Origin of the sequence: Mesorhizobium sp. M7A.F.Ca.US.006.01.1.1 (assembly GCF_003997935.1) — a bacterium.
In the GTDB taxonomy this organism is placed as follows: domain Bacteria; phylum Pseudomonadota; class Alphaproteobacteria; order Rhizobiales; family Rhizobiaceae; genus Mesorhizobium.
The window spans coordinates 23,017-39,337 of record NZ_RZQL01000031.1 but is presented as its reverse complement, the minus strand read 5'-3'; the positions used below and the strand labels follow the sequence as shown (position 1 = coordinate 39,337).

Annotated in this window: 13 protein-coding genes; 2 read left to right on the top strand and 11 right to left on the bottom strand. The window is 64.1% G+C overall.

Going from position 1 to position 16,321, the window contains the following annotated elements:
• Positions 1–753 (top strand): LysR family transcriptional regulator (locus EN943_RS08450; RefSeq protein WP_164778122.1); only part of this gene is annotated, 753 nt, incomplete at its 5' end.
• A 26-nt stretch (positions 754–779) separates the two neighbouring features.
• Here EN943_RS08450 and EN943_RS08445 read toward each other — a convergent pair.
• The 8 genes from EN943_RS08445 to EN943_RS08410 all read right to left on the bottom strand — a co-directional run bounded on the left by EN943_RS08445 (position 780) and on the right by EN943_RS08410 (position 10,664).
• The gene (locus EN943_RS08445) at positions 780–2,810 is read right to left on the bottom strand and encodes an ABC transporter ATP-binding protein (RefSeq protein ID WP_127412262.1); all 2,031 of its coding nucleotides are present in this window, start codon (positions 2,808–2,810) and stop codon (positions 780–782) included.
• Complete coding sequence (locus EN943_RS08440; protein WP_127412261.1) at positions 2,803–3,681, bottom strand: ABC transporter permease; 879 nt, start codon at positions 3,679–3,681, stop codon at positions 2,803–2,805. Before EN943_RS08440 ends, EN943_RS08445 begins: the two co-directional genes overlap by 8 nt.
• Positions 3,678–4,631, bottom strand: coding sequence for an ABC transporter permease (locus tag EN943_RS08435; RefSeq protein ID WP_127412260.1), 954 nt, complete (start codon positions 4,629–4,631; stop codon positions 3,678–3,680). Before EN943_RS08435 ends, EN943_RS08440 begins: the two co-directional genes overlap by 4 nt.
• Positions 4,632–4,786: 155 nt before the next feature.
• The gene (locus tag EN943_RS08430) at positions 4,787–6,451 is read right to left on the bottom strand and encodes an ABC transporter substrate-binding protein (RefSeq protein ID WP_127412259.1); all 1,665 of its coding nucleotides are present in this window, start codon (positions 6,449–6,451) and stop codon (positions 4,787–4,789) included.
• Between the two features lie 169 nt (positions 6,452–6,620).
• Positions 6,621–7,805, bottom strand: coding sequence for a mandelate racemase/muconate lactonizing enzyme family protein (locus EN943_RS08425; protein WP_127412258.1), 1,185 nt, complete (start codon positions 7,803–7,805; stop codon positions 6,621–6,623).
• A 1-nt stretch (position 7,806) separates the two neighbouring features.
• On the bottom strand, positions 7,807–8,913 hold the full coding sequence (locus tag EN943_RS08420; protein ID WP_127412257.1) for a mandelate racemase/muconate lactonizing enzyme family protein: 1,107 nt from the start codon (positions 8,911–8,913) through the stop codon (positions 7,807–7,809).
• 35 nt (positions 8,914–8,948) lie between these two features.
• The gene (locus EN943_RS08415; RefSeq protein ID WP_127412256.1) at positions 8,949–9,641 is read right to left on the bottom strand and encodes a GntR family transcriptional regulator; all 693 of its coding nucleotides are present in this window, start codon (positions 9,639–9,641) and stop codon (positions 8,949–8,951) included.
• Between the two features lie 234 nt (positions 9,642–9,875).
• Positions 9,876–10,664: a 2OG-Fe(II) oxygenase gene (locus EN943_RS08410; RefSeq protein WP_127412255.1), complete on the bottom strand. Its 789-nt coding sequence runs from the start codon at positions 10,662–10,664 to the stop codon at positions 9,876–9,878.
• A 103-nt stretch (positions 10,665–10,767) separates the two neighbouring features.
• Between EN943_RS08410 and EN943_RS08405 the strand changes: the two genes are divergently transcribed.
• Positions 10,768–11,700, top strand: a complete 933-nt coding sequence (locus tag EN943_RS08405) for a LysR substrate-binding domain-containing protein (protein WP_127412254.1) — start codon at positions 10,768–10,770, stop codon at positions 11,698–11,700.
• A 22-nt stretch (positions 11,701–11,722) separates the two neighbouring features.
• On the opposite strand, the gene EN943_RS08400 is transcribed toward EN943_RS08405, so the two are convergent.
• From EN943_RS08400 to EN943_RS08390, 3 genes are read right to left on the bottom strand one after another with little or no spacing between them, the layout of a single operon-like run.
• The gene (locus EN943_RS08400) at positions 11,723–12,874 is read right to left on the bottom strand and encodes an efflux RND transporter periplasmic adaptor subunit (RefSeq protein WP_127412253.1); all 1,152 of its coding nucleotides are present in this window, start codon (positions 12,872–12,874) and stop codon (positions 11,723–11,725) included.
• Positions 12,875–12,889: 15 nt separating this feature from the next.
• Positions 12,890–16,066, bottom strand: coding sequence for a multidrug efflux RND transporter permease subunit (locus EN943_RS08395; protein WP_127412252.1), 3,177 nt, complete (start codon positions 16,064–16,066; stop codon positions 12,890–12,892).
• Positions 16,060–16,314, bottom strand: coding sequence for a hypothetical protein (locus EN943_RS08390; RefSeq protein ID WP_127412251.1), 255 nt, complete (start codon positions 16,312–16,314; stop codon positions 16,060–16,062). Before EN943_RS08390 ends, EN943_RS08395 begins: the two co-directional genes overlap by 7 nt.
• Positions 16,315–16,321: the final 7 nt, after the last annotated feature.

Here is a 16,321-nt window from a genome sequence, read left to right as displayed (position 1 = left end):
GACCGCGATGGCGTCACGCTGACGCCGGCCGGCCGGCAGTTCCTGCCGCATGCCTCGTCGATCACCCGCACCTGGGAGCAATCGCGGCAGGACATCGCCGTTCCCGATGGCTACGAGACCTTGCTGCGGCTGACCGCGCCGGCCTATCTGTGGGACCGCATCACCTCGCCATGGGTCGAGTGGATGCGCACTAGGCGGCCGAACGTGGCGCTGCGGCTGGAGGGCAGCTTTCCGGACTCGGCGATCGACCAATTGGCGGAAGGCCTGCTCGACATCTGCATCCTCTATCTGCCGCGGCCGCATCCCGGCATCGTCTACGAAACGCTGGCCGTCGATCAGGTCGTGCTGGTGCAGCACGCCGCTCAGACCAAGCCATGGACCGAAAACTACATTCTGATGGACTGGGGACTGGAATTCCGCATCGAGCACGACCGCGCCTTTGCCGGCATGGTCAAGCCGGCCATTTCGGCCGGGCTGGTCTTCATCGGCCTCCAGCATGTCCTGTCGCAGCAAGCCGCCGCCTATCTGCCGCTCAGCGCCGTCAGCGGCCATATCGAGCGCGGCGAAATGCGACGCATCGACAACGCGCCGGTGTTCCAGCGGCCGATCTACCTCGCCTATCCCTCCAATCCTGTTTCTTCGGATGTCCTGGATGTCGCGCTCACCGGCCTGCGCACGCTGGCCAGAGACTGGGCCGAAGGGCAGGGCTTTTCAGAAGGTGACCGTGCTCTCAGCATGGCGGGCCAGATCTGACTGGCCAAGCCACGCGAGCGACAGCGCTATGCCGGCTCGATTACGACCGCTCTCTGCAGCCTGGCCAGTTCGGCGTAAGGAATGTGGCAGCGGATGGAATGGCCGGCCTGGGCTTCGCTGAGTGGCGGCTCCTGCTGCTCGCAGATCGGGCCGATCTTGCGCGGGCAGCGCGTGTGGAACACGCAGCCCGACGGGGGGTTGGTGGCGCTGGGGATTTCGCCGTCGAGACGAATGCGTGCCGTCTCGGTCTGGTCGAGTTTGGGCACCGCCGACAAAAGCGCCTCGGTATAGGGGTGATGCGGTCCGGAAAAGACGTCTTCCGATGGCCCAAGTTCCATGATGCGGCCGAGATAGAGCACGGCGATCTTGTCGGAGAGGTAACGCACCACGGCAAGGTCGTGCGAGATGAAGATGTAGCTGACGTCTTCCTTCGACTGCAGGTCGGCGAGCAGGTTGAGGATCGCAGCCTGCACCGAGACGTCGAGCGCCGAGGTCGGCTCGTCGCACACCACGATGCGAGGATCGCCGGCGAAGGCACGCGCGATGGCAACGCGCTGCTTCAGGCCGCCGGAGAGCTGGCGCGGCTTGACGGCAAGATGCCGGTCGGTGAGCCGCACCGAGCGGACGAGGTCGTTGAGACGAGCCTCCAGCGCCTTGCCGGAGAGGCCGGCCAGCCGCTTCAGCGCGCGGCCGATCAGGTGGCGGATCGAATGCGAGCGGTTGAGTGCGGAGTCCGGGTTCTGGAAGACGATCTGCATCGCCTTGATCTGGTCGTCGCTGCGGTTCTCCAGTCGTGGCGCCAGCGCCTTGCCTTCCAGCTCGATGGTGCCGCCTTCGTCGGGCGGCACCAGGCCGAGCAGCAGCCTGGCGAAGGTCGTCTTGCCGCTGCCGGATTCGCCGACCAGCCCGAGCGTCTCGCCGGGCCGCAGGTCGAGCGACACGTCCTTCACGGCGCGCAGTGCATGGCCGTGGCTGGCATAGGTCTTGTTCAGCCCCGCGACGCGCAGCACCGGTGCTTCCGCCGCCTTTGGTGCGGGCGCCACATCGCTCGGTGTCGTCCGCGGCAGCGCCTGCGCCTTGTCGTGATGGAAGCAGCGGGACAGCCGGCCGCCCAGATCATAGAGCGGCGGCAACTCGCTGCGGCAGCGGTCATCGGCGAGCGCGCAGCGATCGGCGAAGGCGCAGCCCTTGATGTCGACCCCGATGCCGGGCAGGAAGCCGGGAATGGTGTCGAGGCGGCCCTGGTCCTTGCGTTGGCCCCCGCGCGGCAGGCAGCGCAGCAAGGCTACGGTATAGGGATGGCGCGGGTCGTTGAAGACGACCTCCGTCGGCCCTTCCTCGACCAGCATGCCGGCATAGAGCACGCCGACCCGATCGCACATGTTGGAGACGACGGCGAGGTTGTGGCTGATGAACAGGATCGAGGCCGATAGTTCCTGCCTGAGCTGCGCGATCAGGTCGAGCACCTCGGCCTCCACCGTCGCATCGAGGCCGGTGGTCGGCTCGTCGAGGATCAGCATCGAGGGATCGTTGGCCAGCGCCATGGCGATAGCCACGCGTTGCTGCATGCCGCCGGAAAGCTGGTGCGGGTAGCGCTGCATGACGCTGACGGGATCGGAGATGCGCACCCGATTCAGCATCGCGATCGCCCGGTCGGTAGCCGCCTGTCCCGAGACGCCGCCGAGTTCAAAAATCTCGGTCAGCTGGCGACCGACGCGGATCGACGGGTTCAGCGCCTTGCCCGGGTCCTGATAGACCATGGAGACGCTTTCGGCGCGCGCCTGCCTGAGCGCTTCGGCGTCCAGCCTCATGACGTCCTGGCCGTCGAGCGAGATGGCGCCGCCAGTGATCGAGCCGTTGCGCGGCAAATAGCGCACGACGGTAAGCGCGACGGTGGATTTGCCGCAGCCGGATTCGCCGACCAGCCCATAGGTCTCACCCTGGGCGATGGTGAGGCTGAGGTTGCGCAGCACCGCTCGGTTGCGGCCGGCGACGCGGTAGGCAACCGACAGATCGGTGAGTTCGAGTGCGTTCTTAGCCTTGGCGGAGTTAGTCATTGAGCGCTCCGTGAACGCCGTCGGCCGCAAGGTTGACGCCGATGACCAACGAGGCGATGGCCAGCGCGTCGAACAGCACCGTCCACCAGAAGCCGCCGCCGATCATGCCGTAATTGTTGGAGATCGACAGCCCCCAGTCAGGCGAGGGCGGCTGGATGCCGAACCCCATGAAAGAGAGTGTGGCGACGGCGAAAATGGCATAGCCTAGCCGCACGGTGGTTTCGACCAGGATCGGCGGGATGACGTTGGGCAGAATCTCGACGAACATCGTATGCAGCGCACTTTCATGCCTTAGCTGCGCGGCGGCGACATAGTCGAGTTCGCGCTCGGCCAGCACCGCCGAGCGCACGGTGCGTGCGATGATCGGCGCGAAGCTGAGGCCGATGACGACGATGACCGTCGTCTTCGAGGTGCCGAGCGCAACGATTGCCAACAGCGCGACGATGACCACCGGGATCGCCATGAAGGCTTCCAGGATACGGCTGACGACGTCGTCGACCAGGCCGCGAAAATAGCCGGTGACGAGGCCGAGCGCCGTGCCGGCCACGGTCGCCAGCAAGGTTGCCAGCGGGGCGACGGTCAGGATGTCGCGCGAACCGACGATGACGCGCGAGAAGACGTCGCGGCCGATCTGGTCGGTGCCGAACCAGTGTTCGGAAGAAGGCGGCGCCAGCGCGTTGATGATGTCGTCGGCGAGCGGGTCGTAGGGTGCGAAGCGCTCGCCGAACAGCGCGCAGGCAACCCAGAACAGCACGATGGCGAAACCGACAAGGAATGTTCGCGAGCGCAGCAGCGAGAAAAAGACCTCGGCCAGCGGGCCGCGCGGGCGCGTGTCGTCGGGTGTCGAGGAGGTGGTCTGGATGGTGCTCATTGGTCTGACCCCAGCCGGATGCGCGGATTGAGCACGGAATAGAGGAAGTCGGCGACAAGAGTGGCCACGGCATAGACGATGCCGATGGTGAGGATGCCCGACTCCAGCATCGGGAAGTCCTTGCCGCGCGCGGCAGTGAAGATCAGCGAGCCGATGCCTTGATAGCGAAACAGCGTTTCGATCACCACGAGGCCGCCGATCAGATAGCCGGTCTGTGTCGCAATAACGGTGATGGTCGGCAACAGCGCGTTGCGCAGCACATGCCGCCAGATCACCGTGCGCCAGGGCAGGCCCTTCAGCACGGCCGTTCGCGTATAGTCGGAATCGAGCGCCTCGATCATGCCCGAGCGCGCCATGCGGGCGATATAGCCGAACAGCACCAGGAACAGCGGCAGTGAAGGCAGGATCAGGTAGTAGAGCTGCGTGAAGAAACCGGCGTCGCGCGGCCATGCGGCCGAGATCGGCAGCCAGCGCAGCCACACACCAAAGATCAGGATCAGGATGATGCCAGTGACGAATTCCGGCAGCACCGTCACCGACAGGCCGCCGAGGCTGATGATGCGGTCGAGCGGGCGGTTGAGGTTGAGCGCTGCAACGACGCCGCCGAGGATGCCGATCGGCACCACCAGAACGAAGGCGACCGCCGCCAGCTTCATTGAGTTGCCCAGCGCATCGATAACGAAGGGCGCGACCGGCGAGCGGAAGATGTAGGACGTGCCCATGTCGCCCTGGACGAAGTTGGAGATCCAGCCCCAGTACTGGGTCAGCAGCGGGCGGTCGACGCCGAGCGTGTGATTGAGTGCATCGACCGCGCGCTGGTCGGCGAACGGACCCAATATGGCGCGCCCGACATTGCCGGGCAGCACCTGGCCGCCCAGGAACACCATGATGCTGAGCAGGAACAGCGTCACCAGCGACAGCGACACACGCCGGACAAGGAAGGAGAGAATGGCTAGGACTCCCTGTGGAGCCAGCCCCCATGCGGGAGCTGGCTGTTAGAGGATTGGCTTTCTCTTTTGAGCATGATCCCGAAAAGTGGGGACCGGTTTTCTCGGACAAACGGGAACCGTTTTGTCCGGAGATCATGCTCCAACAATGAGTTAGCTCAGGCCTTCGATGCCTTGTCGAGGAACAGCTGCGACATGGCGGTCGGCTGTACGCCGGCCACGCCCTTCGCCGTCGCCGTCAGATAGTCGTAGAAATAGCCGAAGATGACCGGCGTTTCCTCAAGCAGCAGCTTCTGGATCTTGCCGGCGTCGGCCTTCTGCGCCTCGAGGTCGAGGGCTGCGATGTAGCTGGTCGCCAGCGCGTCATAGTCCTTGTTCTTGAAATGCGCCGCATTCCAGGTGCCTTCGCTCTTCAGCGGCGCCGCGAGATAGACGTTCGGCACGCCGCGGTGGCCGTAGTCGGTGATGCCCATCACCGAATCCAGCCAGTTCGATTTGCCGAACACCGCGTCTCCGTAATAGCCGCTCTGGTCGAGGATGTTGAGGTCGAGTTGGACACCGATCTCCTTGACCCAGTTCTGGATGAGCTGGGCGTACTCGGGGATTTCCAGGTAGCGTTCGGTGGTCAGGGTTATCTTGAAGCCCTGGCCAAGGCCGGCTGCTTCCATGAGCTGCTTGGCCTGGGCGATATCCTGCTTGCGTTGCGGCACACTCGTATCGGTCGAAGGGTAGACGGCGGCGAACGGGCTGTCATTGCCCAGAGCGGAGCGTCCCTTCATCAGGCCGGCGGCCAACTTGTCGCGATCGAGGCAGAGCGCAATGGCACGGCGCACGCGCGCATCCTTCAACGGGCCCTCATCGCAGCGCATGTGAAGTTGCTGATGGGCCGACGACTTCAGGCTGATGATGTCGATGTTCGGATCGTTGAGCAGAGCGACACCAGCCAACACCGGCATCTGGTTGATGATGTCGACCTGTCCGCCCTGCAGCGCCAGGATCTGCGGCTGCATGTCGGTGAAGAAGGTGAATTCGGTGCGCTCGGGCAATGCCTTCGGCCCCCAATAGTCCTCGTTGCGGACGAAGGACGCACCGACCTTGGCCGTGTATTTCTCGATCCTGAACGGCCCGGTGCCGTCGAAGCTCTTCTCGTAGTCGCCTTTGTAGCTCGCCGGGATGATGACGGCGTTGTAGTTGTCGGACGACAGCATGTAGGGGAAGTTGCCGTTCGGCGCATCGAGATGGAATTCCACCGTATAGTCGTCGACCTTCTTTGAAGCGCCCTTCTGCAGAATGCCGGTGAACACCGACAGCGCATTGGACGAGTTGGCCGGGTCGGCAAGGCGGTCGATGCTGGCCACGACGTCATCTGCCTTCATCTCGCCGCCGCTGTGGAATTTCACGCCCTTGCGCAGCTTGAAGGTCCACACCGTGCCATTGTCGTTCGGCTTCCAGCTTTCGGCCAAGGCCGGCTGCAGCACCAGATCGGGGCCGTCGACGCAAAGGAATTCGGCAACCTGCTGCATGATCAGCAGGCCGCCGGCGTCCGCAATGGTGACCGGGTCGATCGTCGCCGCCGGCACGCTGCTGGCGACACGGATGGTGGCGCCAGGTGCGCCCTGGGCGCGCGCCAGCGACGGCATGCCGCCAAGGCCGGCGGCCATGCCGATGCGGCCCAGCAGCGGCAGCGACAGGCCGAGCAGGCTGCCATGGCGGACGAAGTCGCGGCGGCTGACACGGCCGTCGACGAGGCCGTCGATCAGGTGATTTTCAAGCGGCGTGCGATTGCGCCGGATCAGGTCGAGAATGCTGTAGTTCTTGCTCATGGGTTTTTACCCTTTCCCCTATTTCTTATGGTTGACGAAATTTCGTGGATTGCTCCATTTTTCGGCCGCCAGAGAGGTCTGTCGACCGAAACTTTAGCATGCGGTTTTGTCCGGTCCATCCAGTCGTGGCGTGGACGTGCCGGAGTCCTGACTGCACTGCTTCCGCCGTCTAGTTCAGCGGCAGACGGCGATAGGTTCCGGGCTTTGCCGGGTCATGATACTTGTTGCACGGTCCTTTCTCGGTAAAGTCTCTGTGACAGACAGCGAGGTTCTCGCGCGACAAGGTGACGCCGAGACCGGGACCCTCCGGAACGCGCACGAAATTGTTCCTCGGCGAAAACGGTCCTTCCTCGGTGACATCCATCGGCAGCATGCGAAACAGCGACTGGTTCGGCTCCCTGATCCAGCCGAGTGCCGCGCATAGGTGCAGATAGGCGGCACTGCCGATGCCGCTGTCGCCGCTGTAGCACCAGAAATCGATGCTGGCGTGCTCGCAGGCGCCGACGAAGCGTAGCATCCGGCCAATGCCGCCATGCGTCGTCGGGTTGCCGACGAAAGCGTCCGGTACCTTGGTTTCCATGGCGCGCGCAATGTCGATGTTGTGGGTCGAGAACGGGATCGAGCAATGGCGCCGCAGCTCGCGCATCTCCTCGATGGTCGCCACCGGATCCTCCCAGTTGCGCACGCCCAATTCTTCCAGCGGCCGCGCCAGCCGCCGCGCGGTGCTGAGCGAATAGGCCTGGTTGGAATCGATACGGATCATCGCATCGTCACCAAGTTTCCGGCGGATCAGTTCGACCATCCTGAGCGAGACTTTCGGGTCTTCGGTCGAAAACTTGCCTTCGAAGAAGGTCGTTCCATGCGTCTCGTGCAATTCGACGCAATAATTGGCGACTTCCTCGGGCGTCGTCTCGCCCTTCACCCTTGGCCCGTCACCGCGTAGGGAAAAATAGTCGGTGAACGGGATGTCCTTGCGCACGGCGCCGCCAAGCAACTGGTAGAGCGGCTGGTTCCACGCCTTGCCGCGCAGGTCCCACAACGCCATCTCGATGGCGCCGAAAGCCATGATGCGGGTGCGGTCGTTGATCGACTGCACGCCGGTCCAATAGGGCAGGCAAACATGTTCGGCGCCGGCAATGTCGAAGGCATCGCGGCCGACCAGCCGTGGCGCCAGGACATCGTTGATGATTGCGGCCGCCGCTGGCGTCGGCGCTTCGCCGAGGCCGACCAGGCCATCTTCGGTCTCGACTTCGACAATGGTCGGCGAAAATCCGTCGAGTTCGCCGAACACCCAGGCATAGGGCGCTTCGAGGCGCAAATTGATCGGCGTGGCTTTGATGCTGCGGATTTTCATCTCAGCGCCCGACCTCGAAGAACGGCGCGCCGAGCAGATCGGGAACGACGTCTATGCCGAGACCCGGCCCGTCTGGAATGCCCATGCGGCTGCCGGTGACTGGTGGCATGTTCGACGCCGTGCGCACCGTCACCCATTCATGGAAGGCGATGGCATGCAGCCGGCGCTCCTCAGGCGTCGACAAGGACAGATGCGCCATCGCCGCCGTGTCGATCTCGGCGCCACCCGTGTCCTCGACGGTGATCATGAAGCCGAGATCGACGGCAACGTCGCGGATCTGGCGCGTCTTGGTCACGCCGCCAAGGCGCGAGATCTTCAGGGTCAGCCCGTCGGCCGCGCCCAGGCGATGAATTTCCAGCATCGCCTCGAGCGAGGTGACGGATTCGTCGAGCACCATCGGCTTGTCGAGCATGCGGCGCACCGACATGTTTTCATCGATCGTGGAGCAGGGCTGCTCGAACGTGTAGTCGATGCTGCGCGCCGCGTCGGCGAACTGGCGCGCCTGGTAGGGCGTCCAGCCGGCATTGGCGTCGCAGAAGATGACCGTGCCTTTCGGCACCGAGGAGGCAACCGCGATGACGCGCTCGATGTCGTCATGGACATTGCCGCCGACCTTGACCTGCAGCCGGTGGAAGCCGTCCTTGACGATGCGCTTGGCCAGCGCGGCCATGGCGTCGACGCTGCCGTGCGTGACGACCTTATAGAGTTCCGCGGTGTCGCTTTCCTTGCCGCCGAGCAGCGTGACCAGCGGCACGTCGGCGGCGCGCGCCGCCAGATCCCAGCAGGCCATGTCGAGCGCCGACTTGATGTAGGGATGGCCCTTGAACACCGTGTCCATCAGCCGCCCGATGCTGGCCAGCCCGCGCGGATCGCGGCCGATCAGATGCGGCGCGATCTCGACCACGCCGGCGCGAACGCCGGCGGGGAAGGCGGCCGAGTAAAAATTGCCGAGCGGCGCCATCTCGCCCCAGCCGGTGATGCCGCTGTCTGATGTAATGGAGACGATCACCGCGTCGAAGGCGTCGGCCTCGCGCCCCTTGGACATGCGATAGGGCCCGTCCACGAAGGGCTGTACGACATGGTAGGCCTTGATGGTCTCGATCTGCACGTGTCTTGTCCGCTGTCTGTGGTGTTGGGAACGGGTCAGGCGCCCCTCGACGGGCGTTGTTCGAGGCCGCGCGCATAGGCAAGCAACTCCTCGAAATCGAGATCGATATGCTCCCTGGCATGGCGCTGGGCTGCACGCATGTCCTTGCCCTTCAGCAGCCGCACATAGGTTTCGTGAACGTCTTCGGCCGGCACCGGCTCATTGCGGGCATGCTGGTGGAGCGCAAAATACATCTGCAGCCGGCTGGTCAGCCGCTGCCAGGTTTCCAGCAGCACCGAATTGTCGGCCCATTCGTAGATCAGGCCATGCAGTTGCAGCGCGGTCTCGATTTGGCGTGTCGTGTCCAACGCGCGAGTCGCCTGCTTCACGGCTTCGTGGCGCCGGTCGAGCTCGTCGAAAAAGCGCTGGTCGCGCAGCGGCCACGCCCGCTCGATGGCCAGCTCGTCCATCACCTTGTTGAACGAATAGGCATCGTCGATGTCCTTGGCTGTGATCTCGATGACGAAGGTGCCTGCATAGGGGATGCTGGTCAGGATGCCTTCCTGGACCAGTTCGCGCATCGCCTCGCGCAGCGGCGCGCGGCTGACGCGCATCTGTTCGGAGATACGGAGTTCGTTGAGTTTCTGGCCGGGTTCGAGCTGGCCGGTCAGGATCGCGCGCCGCAGCAGCGCGACGATCTCGGCGCGGCGCGTCGTGTCCGCGATCGGACTGAAATCCGCTTTCGCCATTCGGCCACTCCCAGGGAAACCGAAAGCAAGACAAGCAGATTGTCGACAATCTAACAAGAGGCTATCTCTTAATTGATTGGCCAACGCTGCAGAGACCGTTTCGAAATTCGCTCTGGCGAGTCATATGGTGGTGGTTTCGAGAACCGGAGCGGAGCGCACTTTTGGGTACGTGAGCACCGGAAGCGCAGAAAACGCCGCTAGATGGCCGCCAGAGTAGAATTTCCAAGCGGTCTCTCAGGCGGCGCGGCCGTAGAAGCCCACGCGCTCCTCGGGACTGAACATCACGCCGGGCTTCTCGTAGTATGAAAACACCGCGATCATGCGCTCTCGCTCGCCTTCGACGGTGGTGACGCGATGCGCGGTGTTCTTGCCGCGGAAGACATTCAGCGTGCCGGGCTTCATGCGCAGGATCTTTGCATCGGGGTCGCGTCCTTCGAGCAATCTGGCGACGCCGTCATAGTTCGGATTGTCGTCAGATCGCAGATCGGTGCGGTATTCGAGGTCGCCGCCACGCTCCGCTGCTTGCAACAACAGCGTCGTCGTGAATTCCGAACGGTCGAAATGCCAGTTCAAGGCCTCGCCGGCGCGATAGGCCATGACATTGGTGCGGGCCAGGGGATCCTGCATGACATGCAGCCTGGCCTTGCCCATCGTTGCCGCCAGGAAGCGCAGCAGTAGTTCGTATTCGTAGATGGCGAGCACGACACTGCCCGGAATCTGGTCGGCACAGACGGTGTGGCTGATGGTCTCCACCTTGCGTAGCGCCGGATGGTCGGGAGCAAGCTCGGGAATGTCGGGCTTGAAGTAGATGTTGTGCATGCGCTTGTGCACATGCGATCGTGCGGCCATCACCGGCTGGATTTCGCGCACGGCTTGTTCCGCCACGCCGGGGCGCAAAAACCCTTCCAGATTGAACATGCCGTCGGCTTCGAGCGCGGCGACGGATTGTTCGACAAGGCGCTGCCATGCGGCGCTGCCTTCGCGGTCGAGCGGATAGCGGTCGAGATCGAGGATGTCTTTCATCGTCATGGCTCCGAAGGTTTCGAGCCTATGAGAAGGCAAAAAAATCTTTCTCTCAACGCGGAAAATAATTAGGATTGCGCAAGAAAAACTTATGGAGCCTGGTGTGGAACGGCTGCCTCCGCTGAATGCGATCAAGGCTTTCGAGGTTGCGGCGCGTGCTGGCAGCTTCACTCTGGCCGCCTCTGAACTCGGCGTATCGTCGGCGGCGGTCAGCCAGCAGATACGCAATCTCGAAACCTGGTTCGGCAAGCAGCTGTTTGTGCGCAGCGGCAACCGCATCGCGCTCACCGACGCCGGCCACGCCATCTATCCGCAGACGGCGAAGGCTTTGGCAGACATCGCCGCCATAGGCCAGCGCATGCTGGAAGGCGGCTTGCGGACGCGCCTAGTCGTCAGCGTGCCGTTCTCGTTGGCCGAACTGTGGCTGGCGCCGAGGCTGGCGGTACTTCTCGATGCCTTTCCGCAGATGGCCATCGACGTCCGGGTCGAGGACGATCCGGTCGATCTGATGCGCCAGAACATCGATCTGCGCATCAGCTATGGCGACTATCACTATCCCGGATTGAAACTCGTTCATCTCGTTCATGACGACGTCCTGCCGGTCTGCGCGCCGGAGTTCTGGCGCAAGCACGGCAATGGCGATCCCAGTCTGGCGGATCTGCATGAGAGCCTGTTCATCCACACCAATTGGGGACCGAACTATGCCTCGCACCCGACCTGGGCGGACTGGTTCGCGGCCTCCGGCGGCAGCCGCTCGCCCGACCCGTCGCACGGGCGGCGCGTCGGCCTGTCCAGCCTGGCGATCGCCTCGGCGAGGCTGGGTCTGGGCATCGCCCTTGGCCAGCGGGTCATGGCGGGTGCCGATCTGGAGGCGGGGCGACTGATCGCGCTCTCCTCCGTCTCGGTGCGCCTCGGGCATCCCTACTGTGCATTCATGCCGCCGGCCAAGGCCGACCGCGCCGATGTTGCCGGTCTGGTGGACCTGCTCATGAAAGCGGCGCCCGCGACCTGTGGGAAGGCCGGGGCGCCGCGCTGAAGCCGGATCCTGACGGGGGTGTTCAGGTGGCCGGCTTTTCCGGTATCGGCGATACAGGCGCTCCGGGTCCGATCTTCTGCAGGTTGCCCGTGATCACCTGGTCGCCCTCGGCGACGCCGCTGAGGATGGCGACCTGATCGCCGCTCGTCGGTCCGAGCGAAACCAGCCGCTGGTCGACCGTGTTGCCCTTGCCGACGACATAGAGATATTTGCCGAGCTGGCTCGAGCCCAGCGCCGTCTGCGGCACCATCAGCGCGTCGGCCTGCTCTCTCACATGCAGCCGGACACGAACATATTGGCCCGGCAGCAGCGTGAACTTGCCATTGCCGATCGTCGCGCGCGCCGTGATCGTGCCGGTCGAGCGGTCGACCGAATTGTCGATGAAGGTAAGCTCGCCCTTCTGGCTTGCCTCGATCTGGCCGGGGAGCAGGACCTCCACTTCGATCGGGCCGTTGGCACGGGCTTGCTCGATCTCGGCCAGATCCGTCTCGCTCGGGTTGAAGGTGACGTAGATCGGGTCGAGCTGCACCAGCGTGTTGAGCACCGTGCCGGCGACGCTGACCAGCGTTCCGACCGAAGCCTGGTTGCGGCCGAGGCGCCCGCCAAACGGCGCCCGGATTTCAGCGTAGCTCAGATTGAGCTCTGCCGTGCGGACCGCCGCCTGGTTGACCGCCAGCGACGCCTGTGCTTCGCGCAAGGTGCTGGTGCGCTGGTCGAAGCCGTCCTTGGCGAGGTAGCCGCTCTTGGCAAGCTCGGTGCCGCGGCCGAGATTGGAGCGGGCATAGTCGAGCGTTGCCGTATCGCGCTGCACCTGGGCCTTGGCCTGGTCGAGAGCCGCCTGGAAGTCGTCAGGCGAGATCTTGTAGAGAAGATCGCCTTGCCGGACGTCGACGCCGTCAGAAGCGGTCTGCTCTTGCAGGTAGCCAGGAATCCTGGCCTGCAAGGTGATGCTGCGGATCGGTTCCGTCCGCGCGGCATAGTCCAGGTAGATCGGGATCGTCTTCTTGACGACACTGACCACCGGCACCGGCATGACGAATGCCGCCGGAGCAGGCGTCGCCGCGGCCGTGCCGGCATTGAGGCTGAGATTGCCCATGTCGAGCAGATGGACGCTGGCCACCGAGATCGCTCCCAGCGCGACAGCCGTTCCCAACGCGATTTTCCATTTACGCATGATCAGTCTCCAATCTTATTCGGCCGCTTCCGCCAGGGGACGGAACGCGGGCTCAGTCGTTGGTTCATTGTCTTGAGAGGCGGGCTCGTCATTGCCGCGGCGTTCGCGCAGCTGTTCGATGACCGCGTAGAACACCGGCACGAACACCAGCGACAGGATGGTCGCCGCGACCATGCCGCCGAATACTGTGGTGCCGATCGACTGCCGGCTTGCCGCACCCGCACCCGTCGCAAACATCAGCGGCAGTACGCCGAGGATGAAGGCGAAGGCCGTCATCAGGATCGGCCGCAGCCTCAGCCGTGCCGCCTCCATCGCCGCGTCGACGATGCTGAGGCCTTCCTCGCGCCGTCGCCTTGCGAACTCGACGATCAGGATCGCGTTCTTGGCCGCCAGGCCGATCAGCATGACGAAGCCGATCTGCGAGTAGACGTCGATCTGCATGCCACGCAGCAACAAGGCCACGAAGGCGCCGAACAGGGCCAGTGGCACCGCCAGCAGCACCATGAACGGCATCGCCCAGCTCTCATACTGCATCGCCAGGATCAGGAAGACGAAGACGATGGCGAGGCCGAAGACGACGGACGCGATCGATCCTGCCTTGAGCTCCTGGAAGGTGATGCCGGTCCATTCGAAACCGAAATCCCTTGGCAGTGCGGTGGCGGCGGCCCGTTCCATCGCGGCAACCGCCTGGCCCGAGGAAAATCCCGGTGCGGCACCGCCATTGATCGAGGCCGAGGCATTGTTGTTGTAGTGCGGCACAGTCTCCGGGCCGACGAAGGGCACCAGTTTGCCCAGCGTCGAGAGCGGCACCATGCCGCCGGAGGCATTGCGCACATAGAGCCGCGAAATATCGGCTGCACCTGCACGTGCATCCTTGTCGGCCTGGATGGTCACCCGGAAGGTGCGGCCAAACAGGTTGAAGTCGTTCACGTAGAGCGAGCCGAGATAGATCTGCAGCGTGTTGAAGACATCAGGCAGGTTGAGGCCGAGCAGTTTCGCCTTGCTGCGGTCGAGGTCGTAGTTGAACTGCGGCGTCGAGGTCGAGAACGGCGAGAACAGCTGCTGCGGGTTGATCTCCGGCTGCTTGCGCGCCTCGGCAATCACGGCTTGCGTCGCATCGTTGAGGGCTGAACTGCCGCGGCCGGTGAGATCCTCGACGACGAATTCGAAGCCGCCCGTGGTGCCGATACCCGGGATTGAGGGCGGATCGAAGCTTAGCGCAAAGGCTTCCGGGATCTGCATCAGCTTGCCGCGCACGTCGGCGACGAGTTTCGACGCGCTCTGGTCAGGGCCGCGCTCCTCCCACGGCTTCAGGATGGCGAACTCGACGGCCGAGTTCGACTGCGCGGCACTGGTCAGGAAGTTCAGGCCGCTGATCGAGCCGACGATGTCAACGCCGGGCGTCGCCTGCAGGATGTCGCGCGCCTTCTGCGCCACCGCGTCGGTGCGTTCCAGCGACGCGCCGTCGGGCAACTGGATGACGACGAAGAAATAGCCTTGGTCCTCGACAGGAAGGAAGGTCGAGGGCAGGCGCTGCCAGACGAAGTAGGTGGCGACCAGTCCGGCCGCGAACAGGCCGAGCATGATCCAGCGCAAGCGGATGAGGATGCGTACGCCATTGGCATAGGCGTGCGACAGCCTGTCGAAGCCGGTGTTGAACCAGCGGAACGGGGCGAACTGCGTCTCGCCGCGATGGCGCAGGAAGGCCGCGCTGAGCGCGGGGCTCAGCGTCAGCGAGTTGAACGCGGAGATGCCGACGGAGATCGCCACCGTCAGTGCGAACTGGTTATAGAGCTTGCCGGAGACGCCGGGAATGAAGGCGACCGGCACGAACACCGCCATCAGCACCGCGGTGGTGGCGATGATCGGGCCGGTGACCTCGGTCATTGCGGCCTTGGTCGCCGCAAGCGGTTTGAGCCCGGCCTCCAGCTGTCGTTCGACATTCTCGACCACGACGATGGCGTCGTCGACGACGAGGCCGATCGCCAGCACCATGCCGAGCAGGGAGAGCATGTTGAGCGAGAAGCCGAGCATCTCCATGACGACCAGCGTCGCCACCAGTGACACCGGAATGGCGATGGTCGGGATGATCGTCGTGCGCCAGCTCTGCAGGAAGAGGAACACCACGGCGACGACCAGCACCAGCGCTTCGCCGAGCGTGATCAGCACGTCATGCATCGACGCCGAGACGAAGCGGGTGGTGTCGTAGTGCATCGCATAGGACACGCCCTTCGGGAAACGGCCCGACAGCTCCTGCATCTTGTCCTTGACGCGCTGCTGCAGATCGAGCGCGTTGGATCCAGGCATCTGGTAGACGGCAAGCACCACGGTCGGGTCCTTGCCGAAGAAGGCCGACGACGAATATTGCAGCGCGCCAAGCTCGATGCGCGCGACGTCGCGCAGCCTGACCAGCGAGCCGGTATCGGTGTTGGCGCGCACGACGATGTCGCCGAATTCCTTGGGATCGCTCAAGCGGCCGACGGCGTTGACCTGCATTTCGAAGGCGGTGCCGGCGGGTGCCGGCGACTGGCCGATCTTGCCGGCCGCCACCTGGACGTTCTGTTCGGCGATGGCATTTTGCACATCGACGGCGGTGATGCCGAGATTGGCGAGCTTGTCGGGATCGAGCCAGACGCGCATCGAATAGCGGCGTTCGCCGAAGATCTGCACGTCGCCGACGCCTGGCAGCCGCTTCAGCGGATCGACGACCTGCAGATAGGCAAGGTTGCTCAGCGCTACCGGATCGACCGAACTGTCGGGCGAGGTCAGGTTGACGATGAGGACGAAGTTCGGATTCTGTTTCTTGATCGTCACACCGCCCTGGTTGACGATCGCTGGCAACGACGAGGCGGCTTGCGAGACGCGGTTCTGGACGTCGACGGCGGCGGTGCTCAGCGAATAGCCGACATCGAAGGTGATGGTGATGGTCGAGGAGCCGTCATTGGAACTCGTCGACGACATGTAGGTCATGCCCTGCACGCCGTTGATCTGCTGCTCCAGCGGCGTCGTCACCGTGTCGGCCACCACTTGCGCGCTGGCGCCCGGATAATGGGCGCTGACCACGACCTGCGGCGGTGTGATGTCGGGAAACTGCGAGACGGGCAGCAGGAAATAACAAATCGACCCGGCGAGCACCATGATGATGGCGATCGCCGAGGCGAAGATCGGACGGTGGATGAAGAAATTTACCATGAGACGCAAGCCTCCCCGGCTGCTCTTGCCCGCCCGAAGGCGCTGGCAACCCTGGACAGCCTTTGGCCGGGCTTGTCACCGAGGCCGTCCCGCGAACGCAGCAACGGCACCTCGTGGCGCTGCGCATCGGCGAGCGAGCGCAGCATCGTCTCGAAGGCGCGCGGGTCGACGCCATCGGCTTTCATGACCAGCCGGATCATCGGATCCCGGACGGCCTCATCTATGGTAAGATCGCGGCGCTGTGGCATGGCCGGC

Excerpts from the sequence above, each read along its gene's own strand:
- EN943_RS08445 (WP_127412262.1), bottom strand. The coding sequence starts at position 2,810 with ATGACTAACTCCGCCAAGGCTAAGAACGCACTCGAACTCACCGATCTG.
- EN943_RS08415 (WP_127412256.1), bottom strand. The coding sequence starts at position 9,641 with ATGGCGAAAGCGGATTTCAGTCCGATCGCGGACACGACGCGCCGCGCC.
- EN943_RS08395 (WP_127412252.1), bottom strand. The coding sequence starts at position 16,066 with ATGGTAAATTTCTTCATCCACCGTCCGATCTTCGCCTCGGCGATCGCC.
- EN943_RS08400 (WP_127412253.1), bottom strand. The coding sequence starts at position 12,874 with ATGCGTAAATGGAAAATCGCGTTGGGAACGGCTGTCGCGCTGGGAGCG.
- EN943_RS08440 (WP_127412261.1), bottom strand. The coding sequence starts at position 3,681 with ATGAGCACCATCCAGACCACCTCCTCGACACCCGACGACACGCGCCCG.
- EN943_RS08390 (WP_127412251.1), bottom strand. The coding sequence starts at position 16,314 with ATGCCACAGCGCCGCGATCTTACCATAGATGAGGCCGTCCGGGATCCG.
- EN943_RS08410 (WP_127412255.1), bottom strand. The coding sequence starts at position 10,664 with ATGAAAGACATCCTCGATCTCGACCGCTATCCGCTCGACCGCGAAGGC.
- EN943_RS08430 (WP_127412259.1), bottom strand. The coding sequence starts at position 6,451 with ATGAGCAAGAACTACAGCATTCTCGACCTGATCCGGCGCAATCGCACG.
- EN943_RS08425 (WP_127412258.1), bottom strand. The coding sequence starts at position 7,805 with ATGAAAATCCGCAGCATCAAAGCCACGCCGATCAATTTGCGCCTCGAA.